Here is a 23,727-nt window from a genome sequence, read left to right on the forward strand (position 1 = left end):
AGATGAAGAGAAAACAGGAATCCGGCCTGCCGGATTCCTGTTTTTTTATTATTTTAGTTCGATATTTACTTCAAACATCCGGTTCCAGGGATAGGTGACCTTTAGGTCATGAATGTCAAAATCCTGCAATTTGTCTGTTGCGAAATTTTGCATTTTTCGCTGGGTTTCGGCAGTGATTTGCGGCGCCAGACCGTTTAGGTAAAAGGGACTGCCGCCGAGGGGCGAAAGGACGGAATCGCTGATTTGATTGCGAATATTGGCCTGATAGGCCCAGTCATCCAGCAGCCGGACGGCCAGCAAGCGGTCTTTGGCGGCCGGTTCCGTTCCGGCGGCGAGGATTCCCTGACCAATCGCATAACCGATGGTATTGCCGGCGGTATTCCAGCCGGAGTAAGCAGCCAGTTTAGGCAGCAGCTTCTGATGGTCCAATTCGTCCATAAGGGCGTTATCGGCGCCATTGGCGAAAGCGACATCCGCGACGGCGATATTGGCGCCACTGGTCAGCTCCTGGCCGATCCGCTCAGTAAACACGGTAGTTTTAGCATGCTTCGGATTCTGGTTGACCGGATTGCCCGCTTCCAGGGTTTTTCCGTTTGCCGGAGTGTTTACTTCGAGTATCAGATCCGGGTGTACCGCATTTTGCAGCATGATGCCGCCTGCGGCCGTAATTTGCTCGGGAATGGTCTCGCCCAGTTCTTTGTCTTCATAGGTTGGCACCGTTTCCGGGCCGGCGCCGGGAGCGTATTTTACCTGGATAAAAGGCAACTGCCAATTCAGATTGTTAATGGCCCGGGTGACCAGCAGCATTCCCAACTGGTCGGCGCCGGGAAACGAAGTGTACCGGGTAGTGGGAAGGCCCTGCGCAACTTTGGACAGAAGCCTGGATTCCTTGTGGGATTGGGAGAAAGGGGAGCAATCGTCCCGTCCCAGAATGAGGTAATCAAAGGTGTCATTTTTCGTGTAATTGATCATGCGGACATCCATTTTGTAATTTTTGGCGCGGCGGGCCATCCAGTCGGACATTACCTCCTGCGGTACCGTTTGGAGCAGAGTTTGCAGCTGGGATTGTTCGCTGCGGGAAAGAGGTTCCAAGTCGCTTTTATCCTCCAAGGCGGTAATTTGGAAAATGCTCGGGCCATATTTTTCGTAATAAGCAGGTTCGACGCCGCCGAAACTGGCTCTGGACGTTCGCATGATGGTAGCATAGACATAAAGCGGAGCGAAGGGATTGAGCTGCTTTAGCTTGGCAAAGCGATCCATCCGCTGCTGCAGGACTTCTTCGGAATAGTTATGTTTCCGGGAGCCGACAAGGCTGCCGTAGAGCATAGAGTCTCCCGAGACAACGATTGCATCAGCTTCCTGACTATGGTTGAATACCCAGTCCCATAAAGCGTCGGGATTGCCGGGGCTTGTCCGGCTGCCTAACAGGTCATTTGGCGGTGTCAGCAGATTCACTCCGGCATTCCGGGCAGTATCAACGACATATTCTAAGCTGACAGGCCGGTTGTCGGCGGGAACGAAAAGAATGGTTTCCGCTTTCGCCTGGACCGGCTGCATGGCAAGTGAAAACATCATTAAGACTATGAGCAGAACAAATTTTTTCATGGTATGCCTCCTTGTACTTTACATTATAATCAGAATCAAGCCATTAGACAAGCTTGGCGGAACGGTGGATACAATTGCTAGCGAAGACAGCGGCAGCCAATTGCCGACAGAAATAGCACACATTCTTTGCCATTTTTTTGCATAGTATGAATTGTAGGTGATATTATGGAAAAGAAGGCAAGGATCTATGTGGCCGGCCATACGGGATTGGTGGGTTCCGCCCTTGTCAGGGCGTTAAACCGGGAAGGTTATTTGAATCTGGTCATGGCGACCCATCAGGAAATCGACCTGACCGTCCAGACGGATGTAAGTGAATTTTTTGCCTGCGAGAGGCCGGAATACGTTTTTTTGGCGGCTGCCAAAGTCGGCGGTATTATGGCGAATATCGTATATCCTGCGCAGTTCATTTACGATAATTTAATGATGGAAGCCAATATCATTCATGAATCCTGGAAAAATGGCGTGAAAAAATTGTTATTTCTGGGAAGTACCTGTATTTATCCGCAAATGGCCAGGCAGCCGATTACGGAAGATGCTTTGCTGACCGGGCCGCTTGAACCCAGTAACGCCGCCTATGCCATTGCCAAAATTGCCGGGTTGAAAATGTGTCAGGCTTATAATCAGCAGTATGGAACAAAGTATATTGCCGCCATGCCGACCAATCTTTATGGTCCTCACGACCATTTCAACCTGGAGACAGGGCATGTTTTGCCGGCGTTGCTGCGTAAATTTCATGAGGCGAAGCGGCAGGGCCGGCCGCAGGTAGTTGTTTGGGGAAGCGGCGGACCAATCCGGGAGTTTCTTTATATTGACGATTTGGCGGAGGCTTGTTTGTTTCTTATGAACCATTACGAAGGCGATAAAATTGTTAACGTCGGAACCGGTTCCGGCATCTCCATCGCCGCGCTTGCCGACCTGATCCGTACGATAACCGGCTATGAAGGCGAGGTAGTTTTTGATAAAACGAAGCCGGATGGAATGCCGGTCAAGGTCAGCGATGTATCCTATTTAAAAAAGCTAGGCTGGCAGGCGGCCACGGATTTACGGACGGGAATCGGACGGACCTATAACTGGTTTTGCCGGCAAGGTTTCGCCGGAGATTGAATGCCCGGTTTAATCCTATGATGTTGGTGGTATAATATTGGTACGAAGGTGTAAAAAAAGGAATTAATAATTTCGCAGCGAATATAATTTTTTAGGGAATAAGTCTCGAAATTTTGATTAGTATAAAGGAGTGGACTGATTGTTCGGGTATTTCAGCGGGTTCATGCAAATGGGATTGACTTTTTTTTATGACCTGACAAGCAAGCTGGGTTTCCCAAATTATGGTATAGCCATTATTTTGCTGACAGTGACAATCCGGATGCTCTTGTATCCTTTGACCGCCAAACAGGTAAAATCGATGCAAGGGATGCGGGAACTGGGTCCCAAAATAAAAGAGATGCAGGAAAAGTACAAGGACGACAAGCTGAAACAGCAGGAAGAAATGGCTAAGCTGTATAAAAATGCGGGAGTCAATCCGATGGCCGGCTGTTTGCCAATGCTGGTTCAGATGCCTTTTTTAACCGGAATTTTTTATGCGATACGGAATTTCAGCTATGTTAGTCAGCCTAGCTTTCTCTGGATAAAAACATTAGCCGGCAAGGACCCTTTATTTATTCTGCCGGTGCTGGCGGCAATTACAACTTATGTTTCATCCCAGCAGACCATGACCGATCCTAGTCAGCAAAATAAAATGATGCTGCTTGTTATGCCGTTTTTTATCGGTTTCATGACCTTGCGGTTTCCCGCCGGCCTGGGATTATACTGGGTAGTAAGCAATTTGGTTCAAATTCTTCAACAGCGGTTTTTATACCGTACGCAGGAGGCTGTACAGGTTTCAACTGATTAATCCCGCAGATGAGCGCGTCAGCCGTTCTAAAGGAATGAAAGCTCAGGGCTTTGGCTCAGGGCTTTGTTTTTTTTGTGAAATTTGTAATCTTAGCTTGTACATATGTAGAAAGGCCCTAACCTACGATTGGTAGGTTAGGGCCTTCGTTCACTTGTTTTTAATGATTTCTTCCGACCGGCTAAGGGGTTCACTGAGATCCATATGACCACTCAAAGTATCAATTTTTTTTCCGTCAACCAGGATCTGCACTTCCTGGATTCCGGGAAATTCAGTCAGCGTATCTACGATTGCCGCCACCAACAGCATTTCATTGTCCGAACCGCCTGGATTATTCTTAACAATTGCCGCGTTGAAATTGGCATAGGCTACATGGTCTTTGATTTTTAGACCGAGTACTTTGGTGTCGGGGGGAATGACCGAAATCAGTTCAGGATTGCTGGTACCGGCGGTTAATAATTCGAGCGCAGTTTGCGCAGGATGGTCATTTTTTGGCACCGTATGAATTTCCGCCCCTAGATGCAGGCCGTCCCGGGTTGCCTGATAGGTCGTAAGACGCATCGTTGCCGCCGCGGGCTGGCTGTTATTTAAGTTCGAAGGTGCCTGTTGCTGGTTGTTAACCGTTGAGGATGAAGTTCCATCGTTCGGCAAAGTGCCGTTAGATGATAGGGACGGAGTCCCGCTACAACCTGCTATTAATAGTATGGACGCCAAACAGAGAGCCAATCCAATGTTAGTTTTGCGAAGCATCCGTATTTCCTCCTAATTGAGCGGCTTGGGTAAAGAAAGCATCGAGACCGTTGACGATTCCTTGCGCCATTTTTTGCTGAAATTGGGGTGATGTGAGTAGTTTTTCCTCATTGGGGTTTGAAATAAACGCCATTTCAATTAAAAAAGCCGGCATCAGCGTATGCTTAAGGACATAAAAATTGGCTTCCCGGACACCCCGGTCGGTTAAGCCGTTAATGGCAACGACCTGGTCCTGTATATTTTGCGCCAATAATTTGTCATAGTCCGTTTTGGGATAATAATAAGTGGCTGTTCCGCCAACACTGGGATTTACAAAGGAATTGGCGTGAATATCAACAAACACATCCGCTTTATTTTTGTTGCCGACCGCAGCCCGGGCGGCAAGCTCGGGTATGGCATCATCGTTCGGAGCATAAACATCCCGGTCGGTTACCCGGGACATATATACGGTTGCCCCGGCTTGTTCCAACAGCTGTTTCACTTTCAAAGCCACATCCAAGGTCACTGTTTTTTCCATGATTCCGTCAGGACCGATTGCGCCGGAGTCGGTTCCGCCATGCCCCGGATCGATAGCAATTACTTTGCCTCTTAAGCCCGGCGTAAAATGAAACGTTGCCTGAGAAATCGTCTGGTTAATGTCAATGACTATCCGGAAGGGTCTATTGGCCGCCTTGTTTGCCGGTAAGGTAAATAACCGGTAAGCGGAATCATCGATACTTTGCGGTAAATGCAGGATTAACCGGCTGCTTGCTTCACCTGTTGACAATATGCTTATATCCGTGGCGATATTGCCGTCGAGCGAAATTTGGCCGGCAAGCGGGCCGGGGGAAGCTCCACTGACATCCACCGTCAGGTTCGGAGCCGGCCCTGAATTCAGTGATGCCGATGCCTGCACCGGTCCGGTCACATCAATTACTACCCGTAATTTTTTTTCGCCGCTGATTGCATCGGTGTGTACGAAAAAGCGAACATCGGAAAGCTTAACCTGGGACGAGTTTGTTGAAGAAGCCCAGGAAGTTTGGGGTATACACAATAGTAGCAGCAATAGACATAACATTTTAATTTTTGACAAAGACAAGCACCTCATGGCCAAGGATTTGTAATGAATTAGGCGGTAATGAAATACGACAAATACATTACAGCATTTATATAATTCGCGTAGTTATCGCAAAATCCTCCAGGATCGCCCATGGAAGATAATTCCTTAGAAGAATCGCCTTATCTTTTTCCAATTACCAATTTCCAATTACTGAAAGACCGTCTTAAACGGTTTTTTTTACTAGGTAACAGTAATTTAGTGTGGAAAATTTTTACATGAAATTATATAATATACTTGACATCATAGGTTTCTTCATACAAACATTTAAGTGCCTTTTGACTGAGAGGTGATACCTATTGTCAACTTAGTTGGAATTCTCAGTTCCATTGAAAAGGATATTAACAGCGGTACAATCATCGAGCTAAAAAAAGCCGGTGGTCCGGCCTTCTATCTTGCCATGAACCTGGGTACTCTGGTAGAAGAGTTTACCGGACTGACCCAAGCGCTGATTAATACCATTCAATACAATTCTTTTTCGCATCTGACAAGTTATTTAAATACGATTTGTAAACTCCGGCTGGAACAAAGAGTCCGGTTATCCGATATTATGACGGTTTTCGACTTGTATGAAACGGCGCTGAAAGATGCCATGTCCCTCTATTTGCAGCAGGATCTGGTCAGCTTGAATTATTTGCGACGGGAGATTGATACTTTGCTGGACCGGGCAAGGGTCTATGCATCGGAATATTTCTTTTCTTTATATGAGCAAACTGTTTTTAAACAGTTCGAGCAATTGCGTATTATTAATGAGCTTTCCGCCCATACCGCTTCCTCGTTAAATCTGAATGAAACTTTAAATTTTATCGTTACCAATGCCGTACGTTTGTTCAAGGCCAATTGCGGCAGCATATCGCTGGTAGATAAGAACGGTGAGTATTTGACACGGGTGTCTTATGGCTGGCGGGAGGAGAACTCTCCGCAGATCCTCTCTCACAGCGCCCCGCTTTTTGCAGATATTACTGCATTATCAGGGAAGGATCCTGCTGCCGGCTCTTTTAAGGAAGTATTTGTCTGTGAACGGCTGTCCAAATTTATTTTACTAAAACTGCGCAGCAACCAAACCGTTACCGGCGTACTAATACTGGGTTTTAAGGATGACCTGAACTTTACCGGCAATGATAAACGGGTCCTGTTTACTTTCGCCAATCATGCCGCTGTGGCTGTACGGAATGCCCAATTGTACGGTGATACGGACCAAAAATTACAGGAACAAGTCCATGAAGCAACGGTTTTGCTGGAGCAAAACCGGGCAATTTTGCACTCCATGCGGGAGGGCGTGATTGCGATTGACGCCGGAGGCTATATAACTGCGATCAATCATGAGGCCCTCCGCATGCTCGACGACATACCGGAACTGGTCGGTAAACCGATTGAAGATTTAATCCCCGAATCCAGACTGCCTATTGTGGTGGCAACCGGACGGGCGGAATACGATCAGGAATACCGGTTCGGCAGTCATGGGGTTATCGTGAACCGGGTCCCGATCATTGTAGACGGCAAAGTTACCGGTGCTATTGCGACATTCCGGGATAAACAGGATTACAAGCAAATTGCTGAAGAACTGATTGGTGTAAAGAGTTTGTTGGAATCAATGCGGGCCCAGTCCCATGAATTTATCAATAAGCTGCATGCCATATCCGGGCTCATTCAAATGGAACAATATGACAAGGTCGTAGAACTGATTAATCAAATTTACCAAAATAAGCAGGAACTTATCAGTTTTATCGTTAAACGCATCCATGACAAAGCGACGGCCGGCTTATTACTGGGGAAAGTCAGCCAGGCTGAGGAGAAAGGAGTGAAGCTCAGAATTACATCCCGCACCCGGTTAAAAACATTGCCTGCTCATTTTAGCAGTGTGGCAATGGTCACGGTATTGGGAAATCTGGTTACCAATGCCATTGAAGCGGTTTTGGACCAGACCGCCGAGCGAAGGGTAATTCATGTCCATATTTTCGAAGGGAAAAAGTATTTGAATATTACGGTTAGCGATAATGGACAGGGGATTTCCCGGCAAAATCAAAAGCTGATTTTTCAGCGCGGATTTTCCACTAAAAAAGGGAGCCGCGGCATTGGACTGGCGCTTGTACGGCAGGAGGTCGAGGCAAGCGGCGGAAAAATAGCTGTTCAATCTCAACAGGATGTCGGGAGCCGATTTTCTGTTATGGTTCCACTGGCTATAAAGTAAATGCGGGGGAGAAGTAGATGAATAGAACGATTGCAACTGTAATTATTGAAGATGATCCTATGGTACTTGAGCTTCATCGGCAGTACACGAATAAAATCAAGGAATATTATTTGACTGGATTTTCCATATGTGGTGAAGACGGGCTCCGGTTAATTGAGGAGAAACGGCCTCAACTGGCGATTATTGACATTTATTTGCCGGGGATTAACGGACTGCAGGTGCTGAAGTATATCCGGAGTCAAGGCTGGAATACGGATGTGATTCTGGTGACGGCGGCCCACGACACGGAGTCCGTGCAACAGGGCATTCAGTATGGAGCGGTGGATTATATCGTTAAGCCGTTTACTTTTCAGCGTTATAAAAAGGCCCTGTCGAAGTATAGACAGTATTTTGAAAAATTGCATGCCGGAGAAAAGTTTATGTCCCAACAGGAAATTGATGCGTTAAAAGTAAATGAAACGGGTGACCGGCCGGACCCGGCCAGGGAGATCAATCCGCTAAAATCCAATGCAGCCGACAATACACCCGGATTGCCAAAAGGACTGCAGCAGACTACCTTGGATATGATCGTGGAAGTATTGCAGCAAAAGCAAGGTTATTTTACAGCGCGGGAAATTTCAGAAAATACGGGAATTTCCCGCATTACGGTGAAACGCTATTTCAATTATTTATTAGATAACGGCTGGCTGAAAGCAATTTTGTCCTATGGCCCCATCGGGCGGCCGCTGGAAAAATATATTATAACTAAGGAATTTATAAATTAAGCCAATTTCTTAAGAGATTGCCACGTCGCTCTGCTTCTCGCAATGACGGGAAAGACAGGCTGTCATTGCGAGCGAAACGGAGTGTAGCGTGGCGATCTTAGGTTTTGTCGATAACCTGAGACCGCGTTAAGCGGTCTTTCTTTTTTGTAGTTTACTTATTTACTTTATTTAACTTAGTTTCATAAATATGGCTATTTAGCGCGGGGTCATTTATACTGAAGCCAAAAGATGGAAAATTCAAAAAAAGCCAATAAGGGGGGAAGATTTTTGAGCGAAGCCGGAAAAATTCTTTCCTTTAAAGTGGCAGATGCTATGCCGGAGGATGTTGGTCAGGGCTATGTCAGAATTGACAATGACGATATGGCTCAGTTGGAAGTAGTGATGGGTGATATCGTTGAAATTCAGGGGCGCAAAACAACGGTTGCCAAAGTCGTGCCCTGCTTTTCTCAATTTAAAAAGCAGAATATTGTCCAGCTTGAGGCGATTATTCGTGAGAATGCCGGCGTGGGGATTGACGAGCGGGTAACCGTCCGGAAGACGGAACGTCAACCGGCCCGGAGTGTTGTCTTAAGTCCTCTCGATACGACCATTAATTTTAACGACGCTCAGGATGCGCAGCATCTTGAGCGGATACTAAACGGACTGGCCGTAATCACCGGCGACCGGATCAAGGTAGTACTTGCCGGTGCCCGGGGGCAATATTTTACCGTTATTGGCACTGCGCCCCAGGGAGCGGTACTGATTCATGCCGCGACCAAGATAACCGTTACTGAACCGGATTCACTGGAAGATTTCAGCTGCCGGGCTTCCTATGAAGACGTTGGCGGTCTTGATAAAGAACTGGAACGGATTCGCGAGATGGTTGAGTTGCCGCTTAATTATCCGGAGATATTTCGCCGGCTCGGGGTGGAAGCGCCAAAAGGAATCCTTCTGTATGGGCCGCCAGGCACCGGCAAGACATTGCTGGCCCGGGCGGTAGCCAGTGAAACACGGGCCGCTTTTGTCCATGTCAACGGGCCGGAAATCGTTAATAAGTATTACGGCGAAAGCGAAGCCAGGCTGCGGGAAATATTCGAAACGGCGCAACGGCGGGCTCCGTCTATCATTTTCATTGACGAAATTGATGCGATCGCTCCCAAACGCACCGAAGTGATCGGCGACGTGGAAAAAAGAATTGTTGCCCAGCTCTTGGCGCTGATGGACGGGTTAAGAAACCGCGGCCAGGTTATCGTGATTGGCGCAACCAACGTGCCGGATATGGTTGATTCCGCCTTACGGCGTCCCGGACGGTTCGACCGGGAGCTTTCCATTAATCCGCCGGACCGGCCCGGACGACTGAGGATTCTTAAGATTCATAGCCGTAATATGAAACTGGATCCGGCAGTGAACCTGGAGGAACTTGCTCAAATAACCCACGGATTTGTCGGGGCCGATTTGGCAATTTTGTGCAAGGAAGCCGGTATGAACGCCATCCGGCGTATTTTACCGGAACTGGATTTTTCCGACGGGCCGATGAATGAGGCGGTACTGGCGGCAAGCCGGATTACCCGGCAAGACTTTTTTTTGGCATTGCGGGAAGTGGAACCCACCGCCACGCGGGAGTTTTTTGCGGAAAAACCCAACACGCAATGGCGGCATATTGGCGGATTGACCGCAATTAAGGAAAAGATCAGGACGGTTATTGAATTGCCGCTGCTGCATCCGGAACTCTTCCTGGGTATGCGGCAGGGAATGCCGAAAGGCGTTTTACTGACCGGGCCGCCGGGTACGGGCAAAACCCTTATGGTTCGGGCATTAGCCGGTACACTTAACGTCCATTTCCTGGCCGTTGACGCATCAAGACTGAATTCACGCTGGCTTGGTGAGGCGGAAAAAGGGCTTAGGCAGATTTTTAAGCGGGCTAAACAGGTGGCTCCCTGTATCTTATTTTTTGATGAGATTGACGCCATGGCACCGGTTCGCTCCGCCGGCAGCCGGCAGGATTCCGACAGGCTGGTGAGCCAAATGCTGCTTGAATTGGACAGCCTGATGGATTCGTCCAATGTGATCGTAGTAGGAGCGAGTAATCGTCCCGACCGGATTGATCCCGCTTTATTGCGGACCGGCCGTTTTGACTATCAAATCGAGTTTCCCAAGCCGAATTGCGAAGAACGGCTGGAAATCTTCCAGATTCATACGGCCAGCCTGAATCTCGCCGATGATGTAGACTTAGCAGGGTTGGCAGCAAAGACGGAGGGGCTGGTGGGCTCGGATATTCAGGCGCTTTGTAAACAAGCCGCGTTAAAGGCAATCAAGCTTCATTTAGCGGCAATGCATAGCCTCACGGCGGCGCAAAAAGGTTTTGGTTCCGCTAATTTTAGCGTGCGGGCCCGGCATTTCGAGGAAGCCCTCGGTGACCTGCCGGCGGAACCGGCGATAAGTGTTATTTAAGACATGGGGGTGGTTACCAAAGTAAATTCGTCTGGTAAATCGTCGAAAAATGGAAATCGATTAACGAAGGAGGAACGAAAATGACACTGGCAGTTGCTATCGACGCCCAAATGCGGGAAGTTACCGTATGGACCAGGGGTGTCACTCTGGCTAAGGAGGCCCGGGATGTTGCTACCTTGATGGCTAAGGCCGGCGGACGGGAAGGATTGTATGTACAGTCTTTCGATAATTATGTTGACCTTCCCGACCGGATTAATGTTCCCTGTAAGAGCTATGCCCGGCTGAGTTCGGCTCCCATTGAAACGTTTTATGAGTATGAGAACCATCATCCTAATGTAGTGGTTCTCACCGAAGAAACCCTGGTAAAAGGACACGATATTTTACAGGGCTGCAAGCCCGGGACCGTAGTGGTGATTAATACGGCGCGCGATCCCAAAAGTTTGCTTAAATATCTGTCGCCGAAAGAAAATCTGAGTCACGTCAAAGCCATTGCGACCATTGATGCGAATGCCATGGGGATGGGGGTTATGCTTACCTTTGACGGTACCGAGGGCGCCGGTGATGATACGAAGATCGGGGCCGGTGTGGGCGCAGCCATTGCCGGGGCTGTAGCCAAAGCTACGGGTTATGCCAAACTGGAATCCCTCGTTGCCGTTGCGGAAAATAAAGAAGCTGTTAAGTTAGGCTGGGAAAAAGTGAATGTTTTACCGCTGTAATGCAAACCTATACGTGTCCTGACGGAAACCCGCAGTAAATTAAGCGGAGATAAGGAACGCTAGCTGGAATTACGAGGAGGTGTCTACTTTGTCAAAATCGTATAAACAAGTCCCTTTTGCTGCTATCGTCAAATCGCCTACGGAGAATAATCAGGGAATGGTAACGGGCAATTGGCGGTATCTGCGTCCTGTGGTTGACAAAAGTCTGTGTACAGAATGCAAAATGTGCTGGATTTCCTGTCCTGATGCCACAGTGAATTATTCAAAAGAGACTGGAATTAACTTCAACCTTGAATTCTGCAAAGGCTGCGGTGTTTGCAGCAATGTTTGCCCCGTAGGGGCGATCAGTCGGGTACCCGAACTGGATTTTGACGATTAAGGAGTGAAGAAGATGCCGATTAAGAAGATAGGTACAGGTTTAACCGCAGTCGCCGACGCCTGGCAGCTTGCTGACATTGATGTTACCGCATCCTATCCGATCAGACCCTATACGGCGGTCATGGCGGAAGTAGCGAAACGGATCGCCAACGGTCAGATGAAATGCGAAATGGTTCACGGCGAAGGCGAACATGCTCAGTTCAGTATCGCTCACGGTGCTTCTATGGCCGGAGCCAGGGCTACGACCGGTTCGTCCGGCGTGGGCGTTACTTATGCGGGCGAGGTTTATTCCCCAATCGCCGGCGGTCGTTGTCCCATACAGGCCCTGATTGGTGACCGCACGCTGGATCCTCCCGGTGACTTCGGTTCGGAGCATACGGACTGCCTGACACTGAGAGATAACGGCTGGATCTATGGTTGGGCGGAGAATGCCCAGGAATCACTTGATAACAGCCTGATGATGTTCCGCATCGGAGAAGATCCGGAAATCATGCTGCCGCAGATCGTGGCCATGGACGGCTATTTTGTTACCCATATCAGTCAGGAATATGAAATGCCGGATCAGGCGGACGTTGATAAATTTCTGCCTCCGTTTAAACCGGAATTTCGCCTGGATGTGAATCATCCGGTTATCATGGGACCGCAGATTGAGCCGGAAATGGGACCGCCGCTGGAGTGGGACCGCAACGTTGTCATGAACCGGGTTAAAGATAAAATTGTCCAAGTGACCAGGGAATATAACAAAATCATGGGTCGTAACTATGCTCCTTTCGTGGAAGAGTATCGGACGGACGACGCCGATATGGTTTTCCTGCTGCAGGGAGCGCATGCCGTGACTTGTCGCAGCGCAATCCGCTATTTGCGTGATGCCGGTTATAAAGTAGGTATGTGCCGTCTGCGCTGGTTCCGTCCGTTCCCGGACGCGGCGCTGCAGCAAATTCTGCCCAAATTTAAAGTGGTCGGCGTGATCGACACCAATACTTCCTATGGTGCGGCCGGCGGCGGCGGCGTGCTTTTGCCCGAAACCAGGGCCTCCGTTTCCGAATTAACGAAAAAGCCGCTCATTCAAGGCTTTACTTCCGGACTGGGTGGCGAAACCATTACTCACGAGGAATTTTTCAAAATGGCGGACATGATGAGACAGACCATGGAAGCCGGCAAGATGATTCAAAGTGCAACCTGGGTGAATTTCAATGATTACGATAAAGCCGCACTTGCCGTAAAGGCTGCCTGGGAAGAAGCGGCGTCGGCCAGAAAATAACAAAGGGGGTTAAGAAAATGGCAGTTGCCGAATTAATAAAATCCATCGCGCAGGCGCCGGAGAAGGAGTATTATCTTCCCGGACACCGTACCTGTGCTGGTTGTGGTCCGGCTCTTGCGTACCGTCTTATCGCCAAAGCCGCCGGCAAGAACACGATATTCATCGGTCCGACCGGCTGTATGTATGTTGCCAATACCAGTTATGCCTGCGGACCGTGGGCGGTGCCCTGGACACACGCTCAGATTACCAATGGCGGCGCGATTGCATCCGGGATTGAAGCGGCGTTTCAGCAGTTGATCAAGAAAGGCAAAATTCAGGATGAATTCCCCAATATTATCGTAATGGCCGGTGATGGCGGCGCAATCGACATTGGCCTGCAAGCGGCCTCGGCGATGATGTACCGGAATCACGACGTGCTGTTCATTATGTATGATAATGAATCCTATGCCAACACGGGCATTCAGGTTTCCCCCATGACTCCTTACGGAGCGACGACCATGTTTACTCCTGCCGGTCCGGAAATTCCCGAAGCCAAGAAGTTTTTCCCCAAGGACCCCATGGCGATCTTCTGCGGCGGCGGGCATCCGGCAGTCAAGTACGGCGCAACGGCGTCCGTTTCCTATCCGGTCGATCTCATGAACAAGGTGCGCAAGGGACTGGCGCAGGAAGGGCCCGCCTTCCTTCATGTACAGTGTCCGTGTCCGAAGGGCTGGACTTTCCCGGCCGACCGTACTGTCGAACTAGGCAAACTGGCCGTGGAAACCGGCATGTGGTTCTTGTATGAAATCGAAAATGGCGTCAAGAAGTGGAATTATATGCCGAAAAAACTGAAGCCGGTGGAAGAATATCTGCAAACCCAAGGACGCTTCAGCCATTTGCAGCCTGAGCATGTGGCGAAAATGCAGGCTTGGATTAATCAGCGGGCTCAAACGCTGGGAATGGAAGTCCCGCTGCCACCGGCCCGGTAACCCGATTTATGATGGCGATAAGTCCCTGGCGCCTATGAACAAAAGGAACCAGGGGCTTACTTCTGCCCGACTTGAGCCTGCTTAAAAAGCGCATCAATCCCATTTTTCGCAGTCCTCTGTCTTTATTTCAGAGTGCGAAATGTGGGAACTACGTTGTTGCGGCTGCGCGTTCTCACTCAACGTACGCCTATGTACGCCTTCGTTCGAATGCTCACCGCGCCTAGTATCTGCATCTTTTTAAGCAGTCTCGGCTTGCAAAGAGAATAGGAAGGGTGATTTTAACTTCTGAACTTTGCGGTTGGTATTTTGCCGACAGATGTGAAATTTGACGGTCATATTGGCAACTAAATATTTTGGAACAATTGATGATTTTTTATTTGCAGTACTCCTAGGTAGTATGTCTTCCTGAAGATTCAGATGGCGCATTGTCGGTTGGTTGTCTGAATTAATACGCTAGGAGGTTATTTATAATGACACCCATTAGTGGTTCCGATAAGGAAGCTTACGGAAGTTTTGTTGGGAATCGCTGGGTACAGCTCGTTACTGCGGTTATCAGCATGATCATGATTGCGAACCTCCAATATGCCTGGACCCTGTTTTCCACGCCTTTGCGGGACGGGCTCAAAGTATCCCTGGCAGCGGTTCAGTATGCATTTACGCTGTTTATCATGTTTGAAACCTTTGTTCAGCCTCTTGCCGGGTATCTGCTAGACCGTTTTGGTGCCAGACTGATGTTTACTTCCGCCGGATTGCTGGTTGGCATCGGCTGGGCAATGATGGGGCAAGTACAGTCTATCGCCGGTCTTTACTTTTTTTATGCTTTGGCAGGGGTTGGAGCGGCAGTAATCTACGGCGGCAGCATTAGTGTCGCGGTACGCTGGTTTCCCGACCGCCGCGGCATGGCCAGCGGCTTAATCGCCGCCGGTTTCGGCATGGGGGCGCTGCCGTTTCTGCCGGTTATTGCCGGTTTGTTAAAGAGCGGTGGTCCGGCGTTGGCCCTGATGTCCACCGGGATCATCCAAGGGATCATCATTATGGTGGCGGCCCAAATATTACGCTACCCTGTCAGCTTTAAACGGCCGGCGGGAGGAGCAGCGGCGCCGGAGACCGTAAAACCGGCTGCCTCCCGGGGCTTTACTTTTCAGGAAATGTTTGTCACGCCCCATTTTTGGCTGCTATGGGTCATGTTTTTATCGGTCAATATCGGCGGCCTGCTTATAACGGCTCAGACCAAACCCTTCGGGCAAAGCATTCAAATCAGTGCAGCCGCTATTCTGACAGCGGTTGCTGTCCAGAATCTGGTCAATGGCTGTGGACGTATGGCCTGGGGCTGGGTATCCGACAAAATCGGGCGCTATAGAACGATGGGGCTTTCTTTTGGACTTAATGCGATTTTCTTGTTCCTGTTGCCCTACTTTGCTCACAGCGATGGAATGTATATTTTAATGACGGCATTGATTATCGGGACATGGGGACAATGTTTTGCCCTGTTTCCGGCAGCCAATGCGGATATTTTCGGTACGACCTATGCAGCGACCAATTATGGGTTTCTGTATAGTGCCAAAGGGTTTGCCTCGATTTTCGGCGGGGGCCTGGGAGCCTATTTAGCGCATTCTTTCGGTTGGACGATAGTATTTTCCGCCGCTGCCGGCTTTTCGCTCTTCGCCGCTTTAATGTCCCTGGTTCTTCCCCGGATTGCCAAACCGGTCCGGCGTGATATTGCCACCGAAGGAAAAACAATCCAAGGTTAAGATGAGCTTCAACGGGTGGGTTACCGGCAGCGATGCAGGGGTTAAACCCGCAAGTGCCGCTGCCGGGCTGCCAGCCCGGCAGTTTGATTACCGTCAAATTCATGACTGGGAGATACGGATAATGACACTGATGGAAATCAGAAAGGTTCATCATGCGTTATTACATTGGCGGAATTTCCGGCTTAAGCTTTTTGCCGAAGGGATCATTACCGGCCTGATTGGAGGATTGACGGTCGTTTTGTTCCGGTTCGCCCTGGAAGCGGCCGAAGTGTTACGGACTAGTTTGTACCAGCAACTAAATAAGGGGAATATGGCCCTTATTGCCGGCTGGTTTATCCTGTTGGCAGGGATTGCCTGCCTGTTAGGCCGGATTGTAAAATTCGAACCCATGTGCAGCGGCAGTGGCATACCACAAACAAAAGGAGTCTTATTAGGTTTGATAAAAATGGACTGCTTAAAAGTGTTGGCAGCAAAATTTATTGGTGGTGTTCTGGCAATCGGGGCCGGTATGTCCTTAGGGCGGGAAGGTCCTTCCATTCAAATCGGTGCTGTAATTGGGCAGGGATTCAGCCGTTTTCTCGGCCGGGATAGCATGGAAGAACGATATTTATTAACCAGCGGCGCTAGCGCCGGGCTGGCGGCCGCCTTTAACGCGCCACTGGCAGGTGTGATTTTTTCTCTGGAAGAGCTGCATAAGAATTTTTCTCCCGCTGTATTAATGCCGGCCGTAGCCGCTTCGCTTACCGCCGATTTCATGGTCCGGTATTTTTCCGGACGGGAGCCAATCTGGAATTTTTCCGGTGTACCCGTATTACCGGCTCACTATTATGTTTATTTGCTGATCCTGGGAGTTATTACCGGTCTTTTTGGCGCTGTCTTCAATAGCCTGCTGCTAAAGACTCTCGATATTTATAGCCGGCAGCAAGTCTTGCCGGCAGGGGGAAAAGCCTTGCTGCCGCTGATTGCCGGCGGCATAGCGGGGTTCATTTTACCGGAAATCCTTGGCGGCGGCAATACTTTGGTTGGCGTTATTTCCAGGGGCCAATTTGATTTATCAATGCTGCTGATTCTACTTGCCGTCAAGTTTCTATACACCATGCTTAGTTATGGTTCGGGAGTTCCCGGCGGAATCTTTCTTCCTTTGCTGGTAATCGGGGCCCTGACGGGGGAGGCATTCAGCAGGATTTTGGTAATCGCGGGAGTTAAACCGGACTATCACACTACTTTTATAATTCTGGCCATGGCGGCGTATTTTACGGCAATTGTAAAAGCTCCTGTTACCGGCAGCGTTCTGATAACGGAAATGACGGGGTCCTTTCGTCATTTGCCGGAACTAATTACCATTTGCATGATTGCTTACGTCACAGCTGATTTTGTCAAAGCCGAGCCGATTTATGAGAGCCTCTTAGAGCGGATGCTGCAGCGGGGACTGCCAGCGGTAACAAAAACGGCGCCCCCCAGAACGGTTATGGAGATTGTTGTTTGTCTTGGCTCTAAATTGGATGGCAGAATCATTAAGGAGATTGATTGGCCGCCGCATTGTTTACTGGTATGTGTAAGGCGCGGCGAGCGGGAAATTGTCCCGAAGGGTGACACCGAGCTCGTTGCCGGTGATTATTTGTTTGTATCGGCCAATGAAGATTGCGCCGTTGATATAAAAACACTGGCTGAAGATTGCCGCTAATTCATTAGCGGTTTTTCTTCGTATAACTTGCCTCTTAACCGGCCATATTCAATATATAAACTATCCCGAAAGAAGGTGTCGGTTTTTGCGGGCATTCAACAAAATGGATTTTATTGTTATGGCATTAGGGAATATCATCGGTTCCGGCATATTTTTGGCCAGCAGCCTGGTAATCAGCGTTGCCGGCGTGTGGACACCGGCGGCTTATTTGTTGGGCGGTCTGATTATGATGATGGAAGTGGCATTCATTATTGAAATGTCCGTCGCCAATCCTGTAGCCGGGTCTTTCCGGGTTTATGCCCGGGAAATATTTGGCGACTGGTGGGGTTACGTGATCGGCTGGATGTTTTGGACCAGCGGGGTACTGGGGATGGCCAGTGAAGTGACGGCTTGCGCAATTTTTATGCAATTGTGGCTGCACCACGTACCATTGTGGATATTTAGCCTGACTTTCTCCATTCTCATTACGATGATCAACCTCAATGACCTGAAAGGATTAAGTAAGATTGAAACCGGTTTATCATTTATTAAAGTTGCCACCCTGGTTGTATTTATCGTCATCGGTTTTGCCGTGGCTTTCGGGGTAAAGGTCGGAAACGCCACGGAAAGTCTGGCGCAATTTTATAGTGCGGCCAGCGGGGGTGGCAAAGGAATAACCGGCTTACTGGCTTCCATGCTGCTAATTTTATTCGCCTATACCGGGACCGGCATTATCGGCATGGCGGTGAATGAAACGGAAAAACCGGAACGCGTTATTCCCGGGGCAGCCAAAATTATAACAATCAGTGTTGTCCTTTTATACACCTTAGCGGCTTTTTTCATTGTGGCTATTATGCCGCCCGGCGCATTAGACACCAAGACCAGTCCATTTGTGACCCTGTTTACTATTTTCCGTATTCCCTTTGCGCCGGATATTGTCAATTTTATTTTGCTGACCGCCTCGCTGTCGGCGTTAAATTCCCAGGTTTATTCCGCCTCCCGCATGCTTTTTTCCCTGGCGGAAGACCATGAGGCGCCTCGGCTGACGGCCCGGAAAAATAAAAAGGGAGTGCCGGTGGCGGCCGTTTGGTTAAGCGGCATCGTGCTTATGGGAGTGGTATTGCTGTCGTATTTACTGCCGAAAACTATTTTTATTTACACGGTCAGTGCCAGCGGGTTCTTAGCCATGGTAAACTGGATGAGCGTTTCCGTCACCCATGTATTTTATCGCCGGAAAATAGAAAAAACCGCGCCGGAGAAATTGAAATACAAGGCTCCCTGGTATCCGTATTTATCCTGGTTTTGTTTTGCCTTGATCCTGGTTATCTTTTTGTCGTCGCCGCTGTATCCGGACCAATTGCCCGGGTTATATTCCGGGGGTGGCATTTTGCTGGTCATTGCTTTATCCTATTTATTGATTAAAAAGAAAAAATAGCTTAGGGCCTGCGAAAAGGGGATTGATGCGCTTTTTTATACAGCCTCGCTCAACGGAAAAAAGGGGAAACCGGCCGCAATATGGAATACAAAAATAACAAATCTGATTGGGAGGCTGGAGTAGTATGCCAAGATACCGGGTTGTATTTCACATTGATGAGGGGACAAAATCCCGTTGCGTAATGGTGCTTAACAATATGCGCAATCTGCTGGCCGAGTTGGGCGCAGACGCCGAAGTGCAGCTGGTAGCGAACGGGGAAGGAGTTCTCATGCTGCTGCAAAAGCCCAGCCTATGCGGCGAACAGGTGAAAAGCTTAATGGCGCAGGGTGTATCATTTGTGACCTGTGCCCATTCACTACAGGCCTTGGGCATTGACGCTGACACATTGCTGGAAGGCGTAAAAATTGTTCCGTCCGGCGTGGTGGAACTGGTCCGCAGACAGGCGACCGGCTGGGCTTATATCAGGCCATAGAAGTAGCGAAGCCGTTTCATATAGTAAGGCAAGGAGGATGAATCATTGAAGAAACGCTGTCTGTATTTATTGCTGCTGCTTTGTGCCGTCACCTCTTTCGGCGGTGTATTTATGCGTCCTGCCAGTTCAGCCGCGCTGGGTGGACAAGAAATTACACAACTTCCTGTTTTGTTTGATGTAACCATTATGGGTCCTCCGCTGGCTACACAAGAGCAATGCGTGAGTCATTTGCTTAAGCATAATCCGCTGCCGCTGATTACGGTATCGGCGGCAAAACTGGTAAATTATTATTTCGAAGAAGGACAGCGGGAAGGAATCCGGCCGGATTTTGCATTTGCTCAGGCTCTGCACGAAACCGGTTATTTTGCTTATGGCGGCGATGTAAACCCGCTGCAAAATAATTACTGCGGGTTGGGAACGACCGGCGGCGGTGTAAAAGGAGCCTGGTTTCCTTCCGCCCGGATTGGAGTCCGGGCGCAAATCCAGCATTTATTGGCATACGCCTCCAGCCGTCCTCCCGTCACCCCGCTGGTTGATCCGCGCTATGAGCTGTTGAAGCGCACGGTACGGTTCGGCAAAGCAGTTACCTGGACTGATTTGAACGGGAAGTGGGCGGTACCAGGTATCGGTTATGGGCAAAGAATTCTGAGCATTCAGCAGCGGATTTTAATGGGGAAATAACAAAGTTCTTAAATTAACGTATGTAGAGAAATTGCATTTTAAGAACAAAAAATATTGACGAATTATGGCACAGCACCTATAATAAATTTATAATCCAATAGTACGGAATACGGAACTGGCGGAAAAGTGGAGATTACCACGTGGACTGTATTCTAGGAAAAGCCGACCGCCTGGGCAAGACCGCATCTTGTTCCAGGCGGTCTTTTAATTTCCAGAATACGGCAGGAGGTCTTGGGAAATGAAAGCATGGAAGGGATTTAACGGCGGAATATGGGAAGAACGAATTGATGTCAGGGACTTTATCCAGCGGAATTACCGGCCCTATGAGGAGGACGGCTGTTTTCTAAGCGGGCCGACAGCCGACACGGCGGCCCTGTGGGCTGCATGCCGGGACCTGTTGAAACGGGAACGGGACAATGGCGGCGTGCTGACGGTGGATACAGAGTGTGTGTCCACGATTATGTCCCACCGGCCGGGCTACATTGATAAAGCGAAAGAACGGATCGTCGGGCTCCAGACGGATGCGCCGCTGAAACGAAGTGTTATTGTAAACGGGGGCATCCGCATGGCCGAACAGGCCTGCGCCGCATACGGCTATGAATTAAGTCCGTCTATACGGGAAATTTATCATGAGCACACCACCACTCATAATACGGCTGTTTTTAGTGCTTATACCGACGAAATGAAGCTGGCCCGCCGGGTCGGCATCATTACCGGCCTTCCCGATGCTTATGGACGGGGCCGGATTATCGGCGATTATCGCCGGATTGCCCTTTACGGCATTGACCGGCTGATTGAAGCGAAACAGGAAGATTTAAAAGGGTTAGCCGCCTGCCCCATGAGCGAGGAAGTGATCCGGCTGCGGGAAGAAGTGGCCTGGCAGGTTGCCGCCCTGGCAGATATTCTCCATATGGCCCGGGAATACGGCTATGATCTGGCAAGACCGGCGGCAACGGCGCAGGAAGCGGTACAGTGGCTGTATTTCGGTTATTTGGCGGCCATTAAAGAACAGAACGGCGCTGCCATGTCCCTGGGGCGGGTATCTACTTTCCTGGATATTTATCTGGAAAGGGACCGGGCCTGCGGGCTGATTACCGAGAGCGAAGCCCAGGAGATGATTGACCAGATGGTGATTAAGCTGCGGCTGGCCCGCCATTTGCGTACGCCGGAATACAATGAGTTATTTGCCGGCGATCCGCTCTGGGTAACCGAAGCAATCGGGGGCATGGGGACCGACGGACGTACACTGGTAACCCGCACCTCCTATCGCATGCTGCATACGTTATATAATTTGGGACCGGCGCCGGAACCCAATCTGACCGTTCTGTGGTCGCAGGACCTGCCGGCGGCCTTTAAACAGTTTTGCGCTAAGGTATCCATTGATACCAGTGCTTTGCAATACGAAAATGATGATATTATGCGTCCTGTGTATGGGGATGATTATGCGATTGCCTGCTGTGTTTCGGCGATGCAGGTGGGCCGGCAGATGCAATTGTTCGGCGCCCGGGCCAATTTGGCCAAAGCGCTGCTGTTGGCGATCAATGGCGGCCGGGATGAAAAAACGGGGGAGCAGGTTGGACCGGTTTTACCGCTGCCGCCGGGAGAATGGCTGGACTATGAAACGGTGCGCGCGAATTATTCCCGGGTTCTGGCATGGCTGGCGGGCCTGTATGTTAACACGCTCAATGTAATTCATTTCATGCATGATAGATATGCCTACGAACGGTCCCAAATGGCGCTGCACGATACGGAAGTGACCCGCCTTATGGCTTTTGGCGTAGCCGGTCTTTCCGTAGCGGCCGATTCCTTGAGCGCCATCCGGCATGCCCGGGTCAAACCGGTCCGGGACAGCCGGGGAATTGCCGTTGATTTTGAGATTGTTGGCGAATATCCTTGTTTCGGCAATGGCGATGAGCAGGTGGACGGGCTGGCCCAGGAGGTTGCCGCGGAATTTTCCTGCCTGTTAAAGCGGTATCCGGCCTATCGTGGCGCCGAGCATACTTTATCTATCTTAACCATCACGTCGAATGTAATGTACGGCAAGAAAACCGGCGCCACGCCGGACGGACGTAAAGCCGGCGAAGCATTTGCCCCCGGGGCCAATCCCATGCACGGCAGGGACCGCCGGGGCGCTCTGGCGGCGATGCGGTCGATAACCGCCCTATCTTACGATGACTGCCGGGATGGGATTTCCTACACATTTTCCATTGTTCCGGGCGCTCTGGGCAAAACGAAAGAAGCCCGGCTGCTGAATCTCGTGACCCTTCTTGACGGATATGCCCGCCAGCAGGGACATCATATCAATGTAAATGTTCTCGACCGGGCGCTGCTGGAAGACGCCATGGCCAAGCCGGAAAATTATCCGCAGCTGACCATCCGCGTTTCCGGTTATGCCGTACACTTTATCAAATTGACGGCCGAACAGCAGCAGGAAGTGATCCGGCGTACGTTTTACCAGGCTGTATAAGGGCGGTGTTATAAAGGAGGATACTGTGAAGGGATCTATTCATTCCGTGGAAACGTTCGGTACTGTCGACGGACCGGGAATCCGCTATGTTCTGTTTCTCAGCGGCTGTGATTTACGCTGCCGGTTTTGCCATAACCGGGATACCTGGGAACGGCAGGAGAAGACCATTACCGTAGCGGAAGTCCTAACGGAGATGGAAAACTACCGGCCTTTTTACGAGCCGTCTGCTGGCGGAATCACAGTCAGCGGCGGCGAACCGTTGCTACAGGCGCCGTTTGTTGCTGCGCTGCTCAGGGCTTGCCGGGAGAGGGGTTTTCATACGGCGGTGGATACGGGAGGCTTTTATCCCGCCGGCGCTTTGTCTCAGGTGATGCCCTTTGCTGATTTGATACAATTCAGTGTGAAAGCAGTGGATGCGGAAAAACACCGGCTATTGACCGGCCGGGATAACACCGTTATTTTGGAAAACCTGCGGCAAGCCGCTGCCGGTGCGGCCGAACTGGTGGTCCGCTATGTTGTGATTCCCGGCATGAACGATAGTGCCGCCGACCTCGCTTTGCTGGCCGGTCTGATTACTTCTTTGCCGCGGACGGCTGCCGTCGAATTATTGCCATACCATACTATGGGCAAAGTTAAGTGGGAACGGCTGGGCCTGCCTTACAGTCTTGAGGCAATTCCAAGCGCCACGGCGGAAGATGTCGTCCAAGCGGCGGCCGTACTCCGGCAGTCCGGTTTAATCGTAAAAAAGACAGGGTGACGGTTCTGATATGCTCCCCTTGTGGTAGACAGTTGAAATAAAAAAACTGTTTACCATAAGGAGGAGCGTATTTTTATGGGTCGAAAGTTTTCAGTTTCTTATGAAGAACGTATCGATGCAATTGAAAAGTATTTGCGGCATGAGAATTCATTAACACATCTGGCAAAGCAATTAAAAGTTAGCTATTGGGCTGTTAAGCGGTGGTTAATAACGTATCAGTCTTTGGGGCCAGAAGGATTAATAGAAACATCAAAAAACATGCACTACTCGCCGACGTTGAAAGAAGCAGCTGTAATGGATTATTTGGCTGGTACCGGTTCTTACAGAAATCTTTGCAAAAAATACGGGATTAAATCAACCTGTCAACTGCAAGACTGGGTTTCAAAGTATAATGGTCATGAGGAGTTAAAATCTTCTGGAACGGGAGGAGCCCCCATCATGACCAAAGGTCGCA

20 protein-coding genes and 1 riboswitch are annotated in these 23,727 nt (G+C 49.8%); of the genes, 17 read left to right on the top strand and 3 right to left on the bottom strand.

What is annotated here, in order from left to right:
- Positions 1-48 precede the first annotated feature (48 nt).
- Entirely contained in the window at positions 49-1,605 is a 1,557-nt protein-coding gene (locus LUCIF_RS15225) for a DUF4127 family protein (protein WP_122628743.1), read from the bottom strand.
- A gap of 165 nt (positions 1,606-1,770) precedes the next feature.
- On the opposite strand from LUCIF_RS15225, the gene LUCIF_RS15230 reads away from it, so the two are divergent.
- Both LUCIF_RS15230 and LUCIF_RS15235 read left to right on the top strand, forming a co-directional pair.
- Positions 1,771-2,709 carry a GDP-L-fucose synthase family protein gene (locus LUCIF_RS15230; RefSeq protein ID WP_122628744.1) on the top strand — a complete coding sequence of 313 codons (939 nt, stop codon included), beginning with the start codon at positions 1,771-1,773 and terminating at the stop codon, positions 2,707-2,709.
- A gap of 169 nt (positions 2,710-2,878) precedes the next feature.
- Positions 2,879-3,496, top strand: a complete 618-nt coding sequence (locus LUCIF_RS15235; protein WP_243638737.1) for a YidC/Oxa1 family membrane protein insertase — start codon at positions 2,879-2,881, stop codon at positions 3,494-3,496.
- Between the two features lie 147 nt (positions 3,497-3,643).
- Here the strand turns inward: LUCIF_RS15235 and LUCIF_RS15240 are convergent, their stop codons facing one another.
- Positions 3,644-4,243 carry a GerMN domain-containing protein gene (locus LUCIF_RS15240; RefSeq protein ID WP_122628745.1) on the bottom strand — a complete coding sequence of 200 codons (600 nt, stop codon included), beginning with the start codon at positions 4,241-4,243 and terminating at the stop codon, positions 3,644-3,646.
- Complete coding sequence (locus LUCIF_RS15245) at positions 4,227-5,315, bottom strand: N-acetylmuramoyl-L-alanine amidase family protein (RefSeq protein WP_207857794.1); 1,089 nt, start codon at positions 5,313-5,315, stop codon at positions 4,227-4,229. Before LUCIF_RS15245 ends, LUCIF_RS15240 begins: the two co-directional genes overlap by 17 nt.
- 313 nt (positions 5,316-5,628) lie before the next feature.
- On the opposite strand from LUCIF_RS15245, the gene LUCIF_RS15250 reads away from it, so the two are divergent.
- The 15 genes from LUCIF_RS15250 to LUCIF_RS15320 all read left to right on the top strand — a co-directional run.
- Positions 5,629-7,530 carry an ATP-binding protein gene (locus LUCIF_RS15250; RefSeq protein WP_207857796.1) on the top strand — a complete coding sequence of 634 codons (1,902 nt, stop codon included), beginning with the start codon at positions 5,629-5,631 and terminating at the stop codon, positions 7,528-7,530.
- A 17-nt stretch (positions 7,531-7,547) separates the two neighbouring features.
- Positions 7,548-8,294, top strand: coding sequence for a response regulator transcription factor (locus LUCIF_RS15255; RefSeq protein ID WP_122628747.1), 747 nt, complete (start codon positions 7,548-7,550; stop codon positions 8,292-8,294).
- A gap of 267 nt (positions 8,295-8,561) precedes the next feature.
- Positions 8,562-10,724, top strand: coding sequence for a CDC48 family AAA ATPase (locus LUCIF_RS15260; RefSeq protein ID WP_207857798.1), 2,163 nt, complete (start codon positions 8,562-8,564; stop codon positions 10,722-10,724).
- An 80-nt stretch (positions 10,725-10,804) separates the two neighbouring features.
- Complete coding sequence (locus LUCIF_RS15265; RefSeq protein ID WP_122628749.1) at positions 10,805-11,440, top strand: oxalate oxidoreductase subunit delta; 636 nt, start codon at positions 10,805-10,807, stop codon at positions 11,438-11,440.
- 88 nt (positions 11,441-11,528) lie between these two features.
- On the top strand, positions 11,529-11,819 hold the full coding sequence (locus LUCIF_RS15270; RefSeq protein ID WP_122628750.1) for a 4Fe-4S binding protein: 291 nt from the start codon (positions 11,529-11,531) through the stop codon (positions 11,817-11,819).
- Positions 11,820-11,831: 12 nt separating this feature from the next.
- Positions 11,832-13,079: an oxalate oxidoreductase subunit alpha gene (locus LUCIF_RS15275; protein WP_122628751.1), complete on the top strand. Its 1,248-nt coding sequence runs from the start codon at positions 11,832-11,834 to the stop codon at positions 13,077-13,079.
- 17 nt (positions 13,080-13,096) lie between these two features.
- Positions 13,097-14,047, top strand: a complete 951-nt coding sequence (locus tag LUCIF_RS15280; protein ID WP_122628752.1) for an oxalate oxidoreductase subunit beta — start codon at positions 13,097-13,099, stop codon at positions 14,045-14,047.
- Positions 14,048-14,517: 470 nt separating this feature from the next.
- Positions 14,518-15,798 carry an oxalate/formate MFS antiporter gene (gene oxlT / locus LUCIF_RS15285; RefSeq protein ID WP_122628753.1) on the top strand — a complete coding sequence of 427 codons (1,281 nt, stop codon included), beginning with the start codon at positions 14,518-14,520 and terminating at the stop codon, positions 15,796-15,798.
- Positions 15,767-17,482, top strand: coding sequence for a ClC family H(+)/Cl(-) exchange transporter (locus LUCIF_RS15290; RefSeq protein WP_207857799.1), 1,716 nt, complete (start codon positions 15,767-15,769; stop codon positions 17,480-17,482). The genes oxlT and LUCIF_RS15290 overlap by 32 nt, the downstream gene beginning before the upstream one ends.
- A gap of 103 nt (positions 17,483-17,585) precedes the next feature.
- The gene (locus LUCIF_RS15295; protein ID WP_207857801.1) at positions 17,586-18,896 is read left to right on the top strand and encodes an amino acid permease; all 1,311 of its coding nucleotides are present in this window, start codon (positions 17,586-17,588) and stop codon (positions 18,894-18,896) included.
- A gap of 124 nt (positions 18,897-19,020) precedes the next feature.
- The gene (locus LUCIF_RS15300; RefSeq protein WP_122628755.1) at positions 19,021-19,368 is read left to right on the top strand and encodes a DsrE family protein; all 348 of its coding nucleotides are present in this window, start codon (positions 19,021-19,023) and stop codon (positions 19,366-19,368) included.
- A 45-nt stretch (positions 19,369-19,413) separates the two neighbouring features.
- Positions 19,414-20,049 carry a glucosaminidase domain-containing protein gene (locus tag LUCIF_RS15305; RefSeq protein ID WP_243638738.1) on the top strand — a complete coding sequence of 212 codons (636 nt, stop codon included), beginning with the start codon at positions 19,414-19,416 and terminating at the stop codon, positions 20,047-20,049.
- Positions 20,050-20,150: 101 nt separating this feature from the next.
- Positions 20,151-20,232, top strand: a riboswitch (ZMP/ZTP riboswitch).
- Between the two features lie 55 nt (positions 20,233-20,287).
- Positions 20,288-22,516, top strand: coding sequence for a formate C-acetyltransferase (gene pflB, locus LUCIF_RS15310; RefSeq protein ID WP_122628756.1), 2,229 nt, complete (start codon positions 20,288-20,290; stop codon positions 22,514-22,516).
- A gap of 25 nt (positions 22,517-22,541) precedes the next feature.
- On the top strand, positions 22,542-23,273 hold the full coding sequence (gene pflA / locus LUCIF_RS15315; protein WP_122628757.1) for a pyruvate formate-lyase-activating protein: 732 nt from the start codon (positions 22,542-22,544) through the stop codon (positions 23,271-23,273).
- Between the two features lie 75 nt (positions 23,274-23,348).
- Positions 23,349-23,727 (top strand): helix-turn-helix domain-containing protein (locus tag LUCIF_RS15320; protein WP_165866019.1); only part of this gene is annotated, 379 nt, incomplete at its 3' end.

It is taken from the genome of Allolucifera butyrica (assembly GCF_900476375.1).
GTDB lineage: Bacteria > Bacillota > Negativicutes > Sporomusales > UPPP01 > Lucifera > Lucifera butyrica.